The following is a 14,450-nucleotide window of genomic DNA, read 5'->3' as shown; positions in this document are numbered from 1 at the left end:
AGCTAATTAGAAATATTAACTACTAAATAAGCATCGCCTAGAGCCAGTTCCCCGCCAGCACAAACGCCGCCCAGTAATAGGGATGTCGATATGTATTGCCCTGTTCGCCACGGAGCAAACTAAGCTGAGCCTGGCGCAGGGCTGTTGCCTTGGTGGTATCTGGTTGCCCCAGTCCCTCATAAAACCGCACCATTAGCTCGGCCGTAGACCGATCGGCCACTGTCCACAGGCTGGCCAGGGTACTCCGCGCCCCCGATCGCAATGCCACCCCCGCGAGCCCTAGTGCTGCCCGCCGATCGCCCGTAGCGGTTTCACAGGCACTCAGCACCAGCAGTTCAATTGGCGTACGATCGCTATTTTGACGCGGACTGAGTAGTTTTTCGAGGCGATCGATATTGATCTTATCGTCCCAGGCCAGAATAAACGTATCTTTGAGATTGGAGCTAAACTGCCCGTGGGTAGCCAAATGAATAATCGGATAGTCGCTATTGGCGATCGCCATTTCCAAACTATTCGCCGTAAACCCCTGGTTGAGCAGACTTCTGCTCCTAAACTGCATCGCAATTTGTGCTAATTCATAATCCACCGCTGGTAAGCCAATGAACCCGGCCTGGGCTTCGCTAATTCCCGCCGTTACGACCCGTAGGTTTTCACCAGCCAGCGCCGATCGCCCCTTGAGCAGCTTCAAACCTTGATTCAGAACCAGATTATATTTTTCAATTAAATATTGCTTTGTATCCCGATCGTAAAGCGCCGCCATTGGCACATTTCGTAATTCACCATCTAGCACCATCACCAGGGTTTGCATCTTGGCCGCAGCTAGTTCCGCCTGGGCGGGGCGAATCAACCAGTCATAGAATTGCTGGGCGATCGGTAAGCGTTCGCTAGCAAAGGAGTTCTGGCGCAGGGAATCTAGGATCTGGTCGATCGATTGTTTTACCTCCATTGGTGTAGCCTTTGTGCCATAGTGAAACAGTGGTCGATCGGGAATGGATACAATCACTTCCAGCCGCGACGGGGTAATAATTGGGTAGACGATCGCCGCTTGCGGATCAATCATTTCCACGGAAGAGAATTCCGCATCTAAGCAGGCTTGGCGAAAGAAGTTATCCAGTTCGGCAATTTGCAATTGTTCGATTACCTGGCGGGCTTGACGCAGGTTTGCCTGGGTCTGGGCAGTTTTATCTATCTGCAGTTTGGGTTTATGAGGAGAATGGTTAGCGGCCAGATTATCTGGATCATGCGGAATCAATAAATCCACCAGCTCTCGGTAGACTGGCTCTACCTGGTCACGGAAGGAGAACTTGGTATTATCACTGATCGCCACCAGGTCATGCCGCAGTTTTTGCAACGTGTTCACGGCATCCCGATAGGCAGCGATCGCCCTGTCATTGTTCCTCGTTTGATGATAGAGCCGCCCCAATTGCCATTCCCATTGATAGACGATCTCATTGGCTTGACTGGCTTGGGCTAGATTAAGCGCGGTTTGAGTAGTGGCGATCGCCCTGGCATAGTTCCCCTGAATCTCATCGAGGTGGGCTTGGGTTCCCAACACATAGGCGATCGCTTTGGGGTCATTAAGTTGCTGGGCTTGGGTTAATGTTTGAGCGAGCAGGTTATTTGTTTTGGTTAAGAGTTCGGGCTTAATGATGGTTGAGTTCTGCTTGAGCAGGGCGATCGTTTGACTGCTCCAACGCACTTTAGTGAAAATTGCCGTTCTCGTAGCTGGGAGAGCCTGAACTGGATTGTAGATTTTATTCAACCAGGCGATCGCTTCTACATCAGTACCAATCTGAGTGGCGATCGTTGCTTGTTCTAAGATCGCTTTGATGCCGATCAGACAGGCTTGTTTAGTTGGGCGCACCAGTTCAGGTGCATCGCGTTCATATCTATCCCTTAAATCTTCACCAACACTGATATAGCAGTGACTGGTATTAGCAAGCTGATCATAGAGACTTTTAGCTTTGTCTAGTTCTCCCTGGGTTTGAGCAATGTGACCTAATCCCAGGATCACCTCTTGCCAATCGGGGGAAGAAGCACCACCATAGGGATTAATAAATGCTTCTTTAGCTAACACCTGTTCTAGCACCTGCTGAGCTGCATCCAGATTCCCCACTACTCGGTAACCATCCGCCAAGCTCAACAGTAGATTAACTCTGACCGTCCCACTGTGATCAAAGATGGCAGCTTCCGTAAGTTCTGGTAAGGACTGATCGGCGAACTGGGCTAAATCTGCATCAGCAAATTCTTTTACCTGATTCAGCCTATTGCTAGCACGACGATAGAGCCCCATTGTTTGCAATGCTTTAGCTTGATTAATGGTGGTGATCGCAATTCCCAATTGATCATTCGCACTACGATAGAGTGCTTCCGATTCTTTCCAGGTTTCCATTGCCACTTCTGGTTTCCCCTGGGCAAGTTGCAATGTGCCCTGGGTGTTCAAAATTTGCGACCTGGCGATCGCTAGCTCTGATCGCTTAATCTCTTTTACGACATCTGGATCATTAATGAGCTGTAAACTGGTTTGAATTTGTTCATTTGCTGTTTGCCATTCCCCTAATTCATTAAATGCCATAGCCATATGGGCATGGGCGATCGATTGCGCGGCGGGATTGAGTCCATCTAGAGTCGATCGCCAGAAATAAATCTCATCACGATAGAGCCCTTGATTACGCCATATTTGGGCATGCCTGAGAAGATGGGAAAGATTTGTCGGATCGGATTTAATTTCAATGATTTCAGCGTGAATATTATTTTGATTAAGGTTGGCGGAGGTAAAGGCATGAGCCGATGTAGGCAAGGTTGGCGGTGAGCTAAGTTCGGGATCTAGCCCAGATTCAGGCTCAGTTATTCCTTGCGCCCAAAGCTGATCCACGCCAAAGTTGAAATGATTAATTCCCAGGCTGAGCGCCAAGCTAAACACCAACCCACAGACGAATAAAACAACCTGCCGCCAATTCATTATCATCACAAATTACTATTGCTCAACCCAACTAACCAGATCATCTCAACCGATCGCTTCTCCATATTGTAGAACGTTTATTAAAACAAGCTGTTAAGTTTCGGGATAATTAGCTTGGGCTGGGCAAACTGCTAGCATTTCACCTTGCTAAACTGTTAACATTTCAACCAGCTTAAAACTCAGCAGGTTAAATCTTCAAATATTTAAGTTGTTAGCAATTCAACAAGGCAACTTTTCAACCAGCCATTTTGCCAATAATTTATTCTATAAAATATTATTTTTAACTCATACATCTTAAGTCGGTGAAAATTAGATTAATTTGTATCACGGTGAACCTATTTGGCGGCGAAATGTGAGTAGAATGTGATGAAAGCGATCGACGGCTTGAACATACAACTGCTGGGAAACACAGCCACATATATATATAAAGATAGTGGCGATTAACCAGAAGATTGTAAGGTTCTGTCTAGTGGCCGATCGATGCTAATAATTATGCTATTTGCGATCGAAAATTTAGCCTATTGGCTGTTCCTCGGTATGGGTCTTGCCCTATTCAGTCTGGCCATTTTTGCCGGTGGCGATGATGATTTAGACGCAGATCTAGATGCCGATGTTGATATTGGCGCGAATCTAGACATGGGTGATATCCCTGATTTAGATTTAGAGGCAGATCTTGATCCAGATACCGATATAGATCCAAATAATGGCTTTGATGCTTTAGCATTGCTGCGCTGGCTGGGGATTGGTAAAGTGCCCCTGCTATTGTTACTAGCCACTGATTTTAGCCTGGTCGGTCTACTGGGTTGGATTCAAAACGTAATTATTGGCAATCTGACCGGACGCATTCCTACCGGACTTTTGGCTGGCATTGTTTTTCTCACCTCGGTGATTATTGCCCTCTTGCTCGGTAGTGTAATTTCCCGCCCCCTGGGTCGCGCCTTTGCTAGCTCTAGCGAAGATAGCAGTAGCGATCGCATCCTGGGGCGAGTGGGTACGGTCAGTTCGGCCACAATTACCAGCGATCGGCTTGGTCAAATCGATGTACGCGATGCCAATGGCAATCTGGTGACGGTGACAGCAATGCTACCGGATTGGGCTGGCATTAAACCCAAGTTGGGTGATGCGGTATTGGTAATCAAGCATGACCACGATTGCTACCAGGTGATCACTGCTGGGGGAGTCGATCAAGATAGCTGGCTGACCTATCACCGGCAACGCCGCGATCGTGATTAAAAGTGTGATTGAATCTTATTTCTTATTTCCTTAATTGAGTTGAGTACAACGGACGTGAAGTAAATATTTCTCGCTCATCATTCTTTAGCTAGTAGTCTGTCAACCCAGCAATATCCATATGTATGTGATATCTGACGATGGCTAATCATAGCTGGAACGGCAAAGGAACCTAATCAAAACTTTTGGCTAACCACACCCATCGATGCCAACTGGGTCAGCTATTAGCTGCCAATTTTTCAAATTTTTCCATTGTTAATTATTCTTATTTGCTCGCAATTAGAGCATCAAAAATCATGGCTATTAAGTGGCTTCCATCTGTTCTGTCTGTGTTTGTGAGTGCTACTACTGCGACCAGTTTGCAGCCGAATATGGCAAGAATCGGTACGCTGAAATCCGCCGCGCCTGTGGTTGAAACTATGGCGATCGCCAGTCGGGTTAGCAAAGTTGGGCGGCCAGCGCTCACCAAGGTGAATCCGATCGTGACCAAGCCTGCATTCGTGAATTTGCAAAGTCTCAAATCCGATTACCTGCTCTTGATCGCAGCGGTCTGTGCGGTGGCGCTCATCATCATCATTGCTGCTATTTCCGTCTATTTACGGCTGTATAAAATCACCCCCAACAACGAAGCATTCGTCAAAACCGGGGGCATTCTCAAGAAGAAGAAGGAGGTTTATCTATTTGGTGGTTGCTTAGTGATTCCTGGCATTGATGAGCTGACCCGCGTGCCTTTGCGCGAAATCTCGATCGATGTGGTGCGGACTGGTCGCCTGGCCGTAAGGACTCAGGACTATCTGCGTGCTGATATGCGGGTGACCCTGTATGTTTGCATCAACCAAAATCGGGAAGATGTCTTAACTGCGGCCGCCCGGCTATCGCAAGAGGGCAAAATCACCCCCGCGAATATCACTGATGCCCTCGAAAAACGGGCTGATGATGCGATTCGTGCCGCCGCCAAGAAAAAGAATATTGCTGAGATCGATTCCGATAAGCTCGGCTTTGCCCAAGAAGTCCTGAATCTGATGCAGCAGGACTTACGCAAGGTGGGTTTGACATTGAATAACATCGCTATTTCTGAAATCCAAGAAAGCGACACCTATGATACCAACAACTTCTTTGATGCCCAGGGTGTACGGCTGCGCACCGAAACGATTCAACGATCGATTAAGCAAAAAACCGAAGTTGAATTGGCCACAATGAAGGAAACCAGAGAAGTAGAATTGGCTACCCAAGTGGCGATCCAACAGCGGGAACTGGAAGCCGAAAAGCAATCATTGCAAATCACCCAGGAACAAGAAGTTGCCACCCTGGAGCAACGGCTGCAAGTGGAAGCCCTCAAAGCCCAACGGGAACGGGAAATCCAAGAAGCCAAAGACATTGAATCGTCTTCGGCGGAGCGCACCAAGATCGCCCAGGATCAACTGGTGGAAGAAGAAAAAATCCGTAAAGGCTTGGCAGTGCAACAAAGCAAGATTGACGCTAATATTGCCCTGGAAGAACGCAACAAAAAGCTGAAAGTTGCCCAAGCCCTGCAACAACGGGAAGCGGAAATCGCCGAAATCCTGCGCCAAAAGGCCGTTGATTCCGGTCGGATGGAAGCCCAGGTACAATTGGCCGAATCGGAACGGAAAGCCAAGCTTGCCCAAGAAGACGTGGCGATCGCGGTGGCCAACAAACAACGCGAAAGCTTTGAAGCCGAAGCAGAAAAGGCCACGGCAGAAGCGGCAGTTATCACAGCTTCGGAATTGGAGAAAGCAGAACGCATCCAACGCCTGGCGATCATTGCCGCCAAACAAGAAGCCCAACAAATTCGGGTACGCGATCAAAACGTGATTGAAATCGAAGCCTATCGCCGTCGCCATCAAGCGGAAATTGCCCAACAGGCTGCCGAACTGGAAGCGGAATCCATTCGCACCCTGGCGATCGCCAATCGGTTTAAATCCTTGGCCGAGGCGGAAGGGCTCCAAGCCAAAGTCGAAGCCAAGAATGTGACTAGCAGTGCCAATATCACCGCTGATTTGATTAAAGCAATCTGGCCACAGTTGGTGCTCCAGTTGCCTGAAATCATGAAATCTTTGGCTCCTCAAGCTGGCGTGCTGGGCGATGCCAGAGTCTATTCCTTCCCTGGTGCCAATGGCAATGGGGCGCAGGATATTAACCAGCTATTGCTCTCTACTAGTGGCCTATCTTTGATTAATACTTTGCTCGAAGATGGCAAGCTGGGTGAAATCATTGGCCAGGTCGGTAAGCTGATCACCAGCAATGATAGTAATGCAGCTAATAGTGGGAGTAGGGCTGAGCCGGTGGAAATCGAAGTCCAGGAAGATGAACCAGAGGTAGGCGAAACCAAGGCAGAATCAACAACATCAACCCCAACGGTTATTCAATCCTCTGCTCCTTCTGTCCCTCCTATGCCTCCCATGCCCCCGATCTCAGGGAGTAATCAAGGCTAACTAGGAACTGGCTAATATCGCTAATCTAATCAACACAACTAAATAAACTCAAACCCAGTTAAGGGTCTTGCGGCTGGGCTTTGGTCACCTCGATCGAAGCTCAGTTTTTTCATCCTCATCGCTTAGATCTTAATCATTTAACTTTACAAAAAGCTGATTGTGACGGACTTCATCTTGAAGCAACTGAATAATAGTTCATATATGAAGATTATGGAATGGCTACTTTCGCTTAATAAAAGCTAAATCGGCCGCCACAGCACCATTAATTAAGGTACTCCCGGTAAAACCAAACCCAAATCTAGTTATTAATATCCCGTCAGTCGAACCTGAGAATACGCCATTGCCATCAATATCTAGAAGCAAGGCACTGAGGTTGGGTAATTCTGTTGCGCCAATATCGATGCGCCCATCCAGCACGCGCGGGAACCCAGTGCCACGTTGGTCAAATTCCATTGGATCGAAGATGATGGCGGGATCGCCCATTAAATCATAAATCGGAACGAGGTTTAAATTGATTAAGTTAATTAATTGCGATCGCCATAACTAAAACCGCAACGTCAACAATCAGGATACTTTGAACCAATTTAAAAAGAACAATCGATCGATCTGGTTAACCATTCAGCAAGCTAAAAACTTAGCAATTTAATGCTTCAACCCGCTAAAATGCTGCTATGCTATCAAGAGCAAAATAATTATTGTGCATTTATCTTTTATACTAGCTCAACCAATTGCCCCGATTGCCTAAATTACTCACTTAGTCATGAGGCAAAAATGCCATGATTGTGACCCTGCTCAGCTATAAAGGAGGGGTTGGCAAGACCCTCAGCGCGATCCACCTGGCCGCCTACCTGGCCGGACAAAATGCCACGGCATTGATCGATGGCGATCGCAACCGCAGTGCCACCAAATGGGCGAAGCGGGGTGAGTTGCCCTATCCAGTCGTGGATGAGAAGGCCGCCGCCAAGTATGCGCGGAACTATGAGCATCTGGTGATTGATACTCAGGCTCGCCCAAACCCCGAAGACCTGGGAGCCCTGGCCGATGTCAGCGATCTGGTGATTGTGCCCACTCCCCCCACGGCGATGGCGCTGGATGCGACATTTTTAACTTTGGATGCATTGAATAGTATCAATTGTCAGAACTTCAAGATTTTATTAACCCTGATTCCGCCCTACCCTTCGACCGATGGGAAGGATGCCAGGGAGCGATTGCAGGAGTTGAAATTACCTGTTTTTGCCGGGGAAATTCGGCGCATGGCGGTGTATCAAAAAGCAGAGTTGGCGGGAGCGCTGGTGAACAAAGTCAGCGATCGCCGGGCGAATATGGCATGGCGTGATTATCAATCTATAGGGAGCGAAATTATCGATGGCTAAGAGTAAGTTTGCAGGGCTAAAGCCGAATTTGGGTGCGGAGAATGAAGCATTGGAGGATGCGATCGAGGTGGTGGCGGAACCTGTTCCTGTTGCCCCGAAGACCACCAAAACCCCTAAAACTCAGAGCAAGACCCGCACCACCAAGAAACCGGGCACTAGTGCCAAATCCACCAGCACTCCCAAAGGCGCGAAGGCTCCTACGGTTGATCCGCTCGCCCCACCCAAGAAGGTGACCCGTCGTGGTCATGCGGATTATATTGCCGTGACCCGTTATCTCGATCGGCAAATTATGCTGCGGCTGAATGCGGTGGAAGATAAGTTTCGGCTGACCGATAACCGCGATATCAACCAATCGCAGTTGATCGATGAAATCTTAGCTGCTTGGTTGGCGATGTGGGATGGCGAAGACCCGACGGAGTGCTTTGAAAGGAGTAAGCAACGAATCGATCGGTATCCTGATTTAAATTAATCTAGGCTTAATTAGAATTCGTAAAATCTAAGCAGGCTGTAATATCCTCAGCGGTTAGCTCTGAGAAGTCTGCCAGGATTTCGGCTTCGGTCATGCCACCTGCCAAATATTCAAGGATATCTTGCACAGTGATTCGCATTCCCCTGATACAGGGTTTGCCGCTGCGTTTGCCTGGTTCGATCGTGATGAGGTGGTGGTAGTCGATGGCGATCGGCATATGTTAATCTATGTTTTAATCCGCATTATATTCACTAAGCCAATAGGTATTTTAAATTAAAGGAGCAGAGTTCTGGATGGATATTCAAAGCTGGGATGAGGTGAAACAGGTCGAACAATCCTTTTTTGATCCTGATCTACTTAAAACAGAATATATGCAGAAATGTCGGGAATGTTATTACCTCAATAAAGATAAATCTCTCCCAATTAATTGCAATAGGAATTACTTAAACTATCTTCACTATTTTAATGCGATACAAAATCACAGAGAGGAGCATGCAAAGCACTTTGCGAAAGAAATAAAGCAATATCAGAGAGACATTAAACAGTGTGAATCCATAATATCAGAGGTCATTGTATATCACTATTACATCTATTTAATCAAAGAGGGTTTAATTCATTCAATTGATATAGAGACTAAAGAATGTGACCTCATTATTGAACGATGTGATGGCTCAAGATTTTACCTTGAAATTTTTTGCATTATGCCAGACCCTAAAGAAGATGAGAATGGTGTTTGGGATATTCAAACCCATACACAAGAAGCAAAGTCTTCAATTAGACAAAAGTTATTGAGAAAGGCAAAAAAGCAAAAGCAATTTTCAAAAGACCGCGAAAACTTTGCAGTTATAGAGATGAATGACTTTAGGATTGCTAACGATTTTGTTATTCAATCATCTTTATCTGATGGATATAAAGTAACTTTTAATATAAAAACAAGAGAAACTATAAGGGAAGGTTACGACTGGAGTGATTCTGTATTTGAATTACCAGAAACTAGATTTTTGAAAGGAGTGATCTGGTTTAAGTTAGGAAATTATCAACACAGACAGGTCTTGATAAATCCACGATATAGATTACATTAGGTCGCTTTTACCTGTTCCATTTCCCCTCCAGTAGAATAAAACCAGACCCAATCAACGATCGCCCCGGTGCAAATCATGGCCGCCCAAAACATAGTTCAACCCACCCTACAACCACCCCCCCTCGAAAACGGCGATCGGCTCTCGCGGGATGAATTCGAGCGCCGCTACAGTGCCATGCCCCAGGTCAAAAAAGCCGAATTAATCGAAGGAATTGTTTACATGGCCTCACCGCTTAGAGTAAAAAGTCATGGTTATCCCCACGGCGTAATTATGACCTGGCTAGGCACATATCAGATCGCCACACCTGGTGTATTGTTTGCCGACAACACTACCGTTCAGCTCGATCCAGACAACGAACCCCAGCCCGATGGATTGCTGATGATTGAGCAGGGCGGACAAGCAACAATCAGTGAGGATGACTATGTGGTCGGCGCACCGGAACTAATCGTCGAAGTAGCCGCCAGCAGCGCCGCGATCGACATGCATAGCAAACTGGAAGCCTATCAACGTAATCAAGTGCAAGAATATTTAGTCTGGCAGATTTACGACAATACCTTCGATTGGTTTCGGCTACGGGATGGGAAATATGCCCAGATCCCAGCTAATTCAGAAGGGATTATTTGTTCAAAGATTTTCCCTGGACTCTGGCTTGACAAAAAGGCGTTATTAACTGGCGATTTTGCCAAGGTGCTAGCAGTGTTGCAGCAGGGTATGGCTACACCAGAGCACCAAGGATTCACCGAGCAGTTGGCTCAGACATAACAACAAAATGTGATCTAAAGCACAAAAGAGTGCCTCAATAATCACCAAGTTGCTAAAACCCCCATCACCGATCGGGCTAATCCGATCGGCTAAATTATTAACTGTCAGGAGTTAACCAAAGTTAACCACCACACCGGAACCAAACCCAGCCAGCCTGGTCTTAATTCAAATATTCAGTTCTAAATATAGTTCTAAATATTAAACATTCAAACCTGCTCCGCACTCAAGAACATCATCACAACAAAAGGATTCAAACCATGACTAACAACATCGCCATCTCCAACGCCGAAGCCAGAACCACGCTCCGCCGCAACAAAAAAGCCGAGCATCCCCGCCTCTCTCCCCGCATGGTGCGCAAGGATGGCAAACTGGTGCTCAAATGGGTAGCCGAATAGCTTAATAGCTTAATTCATCGCTTCATATTGATACTACTCTCACAAATCTCCTATCTAATTTACCCCTGCCATAAATGGTGGGGTTTTTTCATTAGGTTAGTCGCATCGGGATTGGCTTAAATCCAGGCGATCGCAAATTTAGAACTAAATACCCAAACCAAACAAATATCAAATATGTATACAGCTAGATTGAATCTAGGAGCTAAGTAGTTGATAATTGTAGAAATGCTAAATAGCATACCTTTTGGCGATCTAGTTAAGCTATAATAGGAGCTTAGGCAAGCTATAAATAGTTTTCAAAACTGTTTAATCTAGGCATATTTATCTGATATATTTGCGCTTGGGATAGCGTGGCAAAAGTAAATATTTTTGAGATCTGACTAATTAAGATACTTGATGTACTTAGGACGGCAACTTTGAGTGATCCATCAAGATTAACTAGTTATTTTTTGCTGGCAATCATTTTTTTGGATTAACTCATCCAGTTATTGCAAATAAAATCAAGAATCTTAAAGAGCTATGCGAGTATCTAAATCATTAATTAGTCTAGTCGGAATTACGATCGCTACCCTGAGTATGACAAGTATGGCAGGTAGTGCGTTGAGTTTTGAGCCCTCTGGCGATCGGCAAGTTGCCAATGCCGCCGCTAAAATCAACAATGTTCAAGGCAACCTAGAGCCAAATCTAAAATCCAGCGCTAAATCGCTCCCCCTCACCGTTACCTTTGCCCCCCGGCCTGGCAAAGATAAACCAGTCAATACCTCTGGGGCTGGTACTCGTGGTAGTTGTCTTACCAGCGAGGTCACTTCCTCTGATTTTTCAGAGTCTGCTGATTCTGCAGATAATCTCACCCTCATTCTGCCTGCGGTCACGCCAGCCCTCACTGCCCAAGCCAGACCTACCTTCATGTTTTATGTGCCTAAAACCAAAGCACAGCAGGTTGAATTCCGACTCTTTGCCAATGTGGAGAATGAGCTGGGCGAACCCCAAACTGGTGTCTATCGCCAGACGATCGACCTGAACAATCAACTTAATGGTGAAGCTGGCATCATCAGCTACAGTCTCCCCGCCGAATCTCCCATGCTGCAACTAGATCAGTCCTATGCCTGGTCAGTGGCGTTGATCTGCAATCAAAATAAGCGATCGCGTGACATCGTTGTGCAAGGAGCGATCGAGCGGGTTGAACTGAGCGCCAGTCTGGCTAGTCAATTGGCTCAAGCTACGCTAGCCCAGCAGGCTCAACTCTATGCCCAGGATGGCATTTGGTATGAAGCAGCGGCAATTCTAGCCCAGTTGAATCGCAATGATCACGGTGCTGGTGCGGAGCAATTGTGGCAATCGTTGTTAGGCGCGCAGCAGGTGGAGCTAGAAGCGATCGCCAGCAATCCGATTGTCGTTTCTAACTAAATAAATAAACTAATTAAATCTAGATATCGCCAGGCAATAACTAATTTATTAATTGCCAGATCGCATTGGTTAGTGGATCACCACTAGGGATGCTGTCTGGTGATTTTTTATGGAGATCAAAGCAAACTACAATCTAGCTTTAATAACCATAAAATAACCCTAAGCCACCAAAAAAGACTCGCTGGCATATCCACCGGCACGAGTCCTTTAATGTTTGATATTGTTTGATATCTGTTATTGATTTTTATTGATTTATTGAGATGGGCGGGGAATCAAATACAGCAGCTTGAGTCAAAATAATGCTAGCAATAACCAAGTAACCAAAAGTAACCAGAATTGAGAATGGAACTAGTTAGCTTAAACTTCGATGGCGGGCTGTGCGGTTGCTTGCACTGGAGCGATCGTGCGGTTGCGCTTGTAGGCATAGTGCCCAGCAAATGCCAGACCCAGCAGCGTCAAGCCCAGCGTGGAATGAAAGCTAAACGGCACTGGAGTGATCGTAGCCGTGACGAATCCAGTCCCAATGACATCACCTGCGGGAACAGTGCAAGTACCAAACAGACATTGCATGTTTGCATCAACGGAAGGGATAAAGGAGAGCAACCATATTTCCGTACCAGACATCAAGAGATTGTTGTTACCGCTGGCAACCGTGACCGCACCAGTGAAAGTATCAACATCAAAAGTTGCATTTGCAGTACCAAAATTGGCGTTCATCAGATTGGTAGAGAAGCCAGTGGTAGTAACATTGGTAATCGTGGGCTGCACAGCCATGTCACCGCGATCGAGGCCATTGAGGACACCATTAACGGTGCGGCCGTTGCCACTAAACATGAACAAAACTGAGGCAGCTTCGGCAGTGGGAGCGGCTGCTAATAAGCCAGCGCTTAGCCCCCCAGCTAAAGCGATCGATGATAATTTTTTAAGCACTATACTTATATTCCCTGAATTCCCTAAAAATGCCTTAGGTACTTGATAGCTCGGACTTCAGGGTTGTGTCATCCGCAAAATCGCTGGTTTTTAGGGTCTAAGGGGGGTTTAGGCAACAAATGCAAATATGCCATCTTCCCAGATCGTAAAGTCAACTTCGACCTGGTTACCATGATCGGTGTATTCTGGCTCGCTGGTGGCAAATACGCCACGGAACCGCGCAAAATAGATAGTGAGCCCATCGCTCATAGTTACATTAGTGCCTAACACCTTCTCACGGCTCTGATTGCCTACTTCCTCGAAGGGGCGGGTGGTGTCATCGATTGTCAGGCGATAACCAGTACCGCTGGTGCGTTGGTTATAGTCGGCGAGCGCCCAGATTAAGCGCCAGGTTTCAAATTGTGCTGGATTCAAAATTGCTTTGCCCTGCCATTGGTGGGGTAGTTCATAGCTAGTGCCAGGAACCACCAGAGTGCCGTAGGCGGTGCGATCGAGGGTGACAGGGGCGAGACGCTGGCGGATTTGCCGATCGCCTACAAACTTATCGATCGTGAGGCTGAGACCGCCAAGGGAAATAGTTAGAGAGCCCATAGGTGTTTAGATTTAGGTATGCTTATGGTTGTTAAGAATGGTTAGCTGAATGTAGAGCTATTTAGGATTTGATATTGAGTAGAGCTAGCTGGCTATTTAAATAACGAACTGCCTGCCTTAATGCTGCTTCAATGCATAGATAACGTATAAATAATGTATAGATAGCAGTGGCGATTGTGATGCTCTAGCAGCAATCTAGCCGTAATCACGTAATAGGCAATCCCACTTTTGGCTTACTCTTGACCTACTACTGGCCTACTTTTTAGCCCACTTCATGCCCCACTAAAACTTACTGACTTCTAGCTGGCTTAAACCCATAATGTAATTGCCAGTCTTAAGTACATCAAGGGTTTTGAGTTTGTGATCTTGCTTGTCCATCTCCTTATCGATGTCTTCTGCTTAATTAGTTAGATCTCCTTTGATAGTTAGTTAAGTGAGTGACGCAAAATTTAAAACTCTGCTCGGTCGGGTGTCCCCCCGGCCGTTTTTCTTTATGAGCATTTTAAAAAACCCACAAACCCACAAACCCACTTTCAGCCTACTTTTAACCTACTACTGGCCTACTTTTTAGCCCACTTCATGCCCCACCAAAACTTACTGACTTTTAGCTGGCTTAAACCCATAATGTAATTGCCAGTCTTAAGTACATCAAAGTTTTGAGTTAGTCATCTTGCTTGTCCATCTCCTTATCGATGTCTTCTGCTTAGTTAGTCAGATCTCTTTTGATAATTAGCTAGTAAATGACATATGATTCAAAGCTTTGAGCGGTCGGGTGTCCCCCCGGCCATTTTTCTTT

At 46.4% G+C, this 14,450-nt stretch carries 13 protein-coding genes; 8 read left to right on the top strand and 5 right to left on the bottom strand.

Going from position 1 to position 14,450, the window contains the following annotated elements; all coding sequences use genetic code 11:
• Positions 1-37: 37 nt before the first annotated feature.
• Positions 38-2,968, bottom strand: a complete 2,931-nt coding sequence (locus PSE7367_RS18410) for a CHAT domain-containing protein (protein WP_156800563.1) — start codon at positions 2,966-2,968, stop codon at positions 38-40.
• 474 nt (positions 2,969-3,442) lie between these two features.
• On the opposite strand from PSE7367_RS18410, the gene PSE7367_RS18405 reads away from it, so the two are divergent.
• Positions 3,443-4,195: an OB-fold-containig protein gene (locus tag PSE7367_RS18405; protein WP_156800562.1), complete on the top strand. Its 753-nt coding sequence runs from the start codon at positions 3,443-3,445 to the stop codon at positions 4,193-4,195.
• A 293-nt stretch (positions 4,196-4,488) separates the two neighbouring features.
• Positions 4,489-6,645, top strand: a complete 2,157-nt coding sequence (locus tag PSE7367_RS18400) for a flotillin family protein (protein WP_015146068.1) — start codon at positions 4,489-4,491, stop codon at positions 6,643-6,645.
• Positions 6,646-6,864: 219 nt separating this feature from the next.
• On the opposite strand, the gene PSE7367_RS18395 is transcribed toward PSE7367_RS18400, so the two are convergent.
• Positions 6,865-7,128 carry a hypothetical protein gene (locus PSE7367_RS18395; RefSeq protein ID WP_015146067.1) on the bottom strand — a complete coding sequence of 88 codons (264 nt, stop codon included), beginning with the start codon at positions 7,126-7,128 and terminating at the stop codon, positions 6,865-6,867.
• A gap of 293 nt (positions 7,129-7,421) precedes the next feature.
• Between PSE7367_RS18395 and PSE7367_RS18390 the strand changes: the two genes are divergently transcribed.
• Together PSE7367_RS18390 and PSE7367_RS18385 are read left to right on the top strand one after the other, a co-directional pair.
• Positions 7,422-8,018 carry a ParA family protein gene (locus tag PSE7367_RS18390; RefSeq protein ID WP_015146066.1) on the top strand — a complete coding sequence of 199 codons (597 nt, stop codon included), beginning with the start codon at positions 7,422-7,424 and terminating at the stop codon, positions 8,016-8,018.
• The gene (locus PSE7367_RS18385; protein ID WP_015146065.1) at positions 8,011-8,487 is read left to right on the top strand and encodes a hypothetical protein; all 477 of its coding nucleotides are present in this window, start codon (positions 8,011-8,013) and stop codon (positions 8,485-8,487) included. Before PSE7367_RS18390 ends, PSE7367_RS18385 begins: the two co-directional genes overlap by 8 nt.
• A gap of 7 nt (positions 8,488-8,494) precedes the next feature.
• On the opposite strand, the gene PSE7367_RS18380 is transcribed toward PSE7367_RS18385, so the two are convergent.
• Positions 8,495-8,692, bottom strand: a complete 198-nt coding sequence (locus PSE7367_RS18380; protein ID WP_041700235.1) for a DUF433 domain-containing protein — start codon at positions 8,690-8,692, stop codon at positions 8,495-8,497.
• A gap of 88 nt (positions 8,693-8,780) precedes the next feature.
• Here PSE7367_RS18380 and PSE7367_RS18375 point away from each other — a divergent pair, with 88 nt between their 5' ends.
• The 4 genes from PSE7367_RS18375 to PSE7367_RS20820 all read left to right on the top strand — a co-directional run bounded on the left by PSE7367_RS18375 (position 8,781) and on the right by PSE7367_RS20820 (position 12,133).
• The gene (locus PSE7367_RS18375; RefSeq protein ID WP_015146063.1) at positions 8,781-9,569 is read left to right on the top strand and encodes a hypothetical protein; all 789 of its coding nucleotides are present in this window, start codon (positions 8,781-8,783) and stop codon (positions 9,567-9,569) included.
• A 75-nt stretch (positions 9,570-9,644) separates the two neighbouring features.
• On the top strand, positions 9,645-10,331 hold the full coding sequence (locus tag PSE7367_RS18370; protein ID WP_015146062.1) for a Uma2 family endonuclease: 687 nt from the start codon (positions 9,645-9,647) through the stop codon (positions 10,329-10,331).
• 257 nt (positions 10,332-10,588) lie between these two features.
• Complete coding sequence (locus PSE7367_RS22235; RefSeq protein WP_015146061.1) at positions 10,589-10,726, top strand: hypothetical protein; 138 nt, start codon at positions 10,589-10,591, stop codon at positions 10,724-10,726.
• A 519-nt stretch (positions 10,727-11,245) separates the two neighbouring features.
• The gene (locus PSE7367_RS20820) at positions 11,246-12,133 is read left to right on the top strand and encodes a DUF928 domain-containing protein (protein ID WP_015146060.1); all 888 of its coding nucleotides are present in this window, start codon (positions 11,246-11,248) and stop codon (positions 12,131-12,133) included.
• 357 nt (positions 12,134-12,490) lie between these two features.
• Here PSE7367_RS20820 and PSE7367_RS18360 read toward each other — a convergent pair whose 3' ends face one another.
• Both PSE7367_RS18360 and PSE7367_RS18355 read right to left on the bottom strand, forming a co-directional pair.
• Entirely contained in the window at positions 12,491-13,063 is a 573-nt protein-coding gene (locus PSE7367_RS18360) for a hypothetical protein (protein ID WP_015146059.1), read from the bottom strand.
• Positions 13,064-13,171: 108 nt separating this feature from the next.
• Entirely contained in the window at positions 13,172-13,654 is a 483-nt protein-coding gene (locus PSE7367_RS18355) for a hypothetical protein (RefSeq protein ID WP_015146058.1), read from the bottom strand.
• Positions 13,655-14,450 lie beyond the last annotated feature (796 nt).

This window comes from Pseudanabaena sp. PCC 7367 (genome assembly GCF_000317065.1).
GTDB classification, from domain to species: Bacteria; Cyanobacteriota; Cyanobacteriia; order Pseudanabaenales; family Pseudanabaenaceae; genus Thalassoporum; species Thalassoporum mexicanum.
This window is presented reverse-complemented; position numbering and strand designations above follow the sequence as displayed.

Bases quoted from the DNA above. Each gene is read 5' to 3' on its own strand.
- PSE7367_RS18375 (WP_015146063.1), top strand. From the start codon at position 8,781: ATGGATATTCAAAGCTGGGATGAGGTGAAACAGGTCGAACAATCCTTT.
- PSE7367_RS18405 (WP_156800562.1), top strand. From the start codon at position 3,443: ATGCTAATAATTATGCTATTTGCGATCGAAAATTTAGCCTATTGGCTG.
- PSE7367_RS18370 (WP_015146062.1), top strand. From the start codon at position 9,645: ATGGCCGCCCAAAACATAGTTCAACCCACCCTACAACCACCCCCCCTC.
- PSE7367_RS22235 (WP_015146061.1), top strand. From the start codon at position 10,589: ATGACTAACAACATCGCCATCTCCAACGCCGAAGCCAGAACCACGCTC.
- PSE7367_RS18385 (WP_015146065.1), top strand. From the start codon at position 8,011: ATGGCTAAGAGTAAGTTTGCAGGGCTAAAGCCGAATTTGGGTGCGGAG.
- PSE7367_RS18390 (WP_015146066.1), top strand. From the start codon at position 7,422: ATGATTGTGACCCTGCTCAGCTATAAAGGAGGGGTTGGCAAGACCCTC.
- PSE7367_RS18400 (WP_015146068.1), top strand. From the start codon at position 4,489: ATGGCTATTAAGTGGCTTCCATCTGTTCTGTCTGTGTTTGTGAGTGCT.
- PSE7367_RS18410 (WP_156800563.1), bottom strand. From the start codon at position 2,968: ATGATAATGAATTGGCGGCAGGTTGTTTTATTCGTCTGTGGGTTGGTG.
- PSE7367_RS20820 (WP_015146060.1), top strand. From the start codon at position 11,246: ATGCGAGTATCTAAATCATTAATTAGTCTAGTCGGAATTACGATCGCT.
- PSE7367_RS18355 (WP_015146058.1), bottom strand. From the start codon at position 13,654: ATGGGCTCTCTAACTATTTCCCTTGGCGGTCTCAGCCTCACGATCGAT.
- PSE7367_RS18395 (WP_015146067.1), bottom strand. From the start codon at position 7,128: ATGGGCGATCCCGCCATCATCTTCGATCCAATGGAATTTGACCAACGT.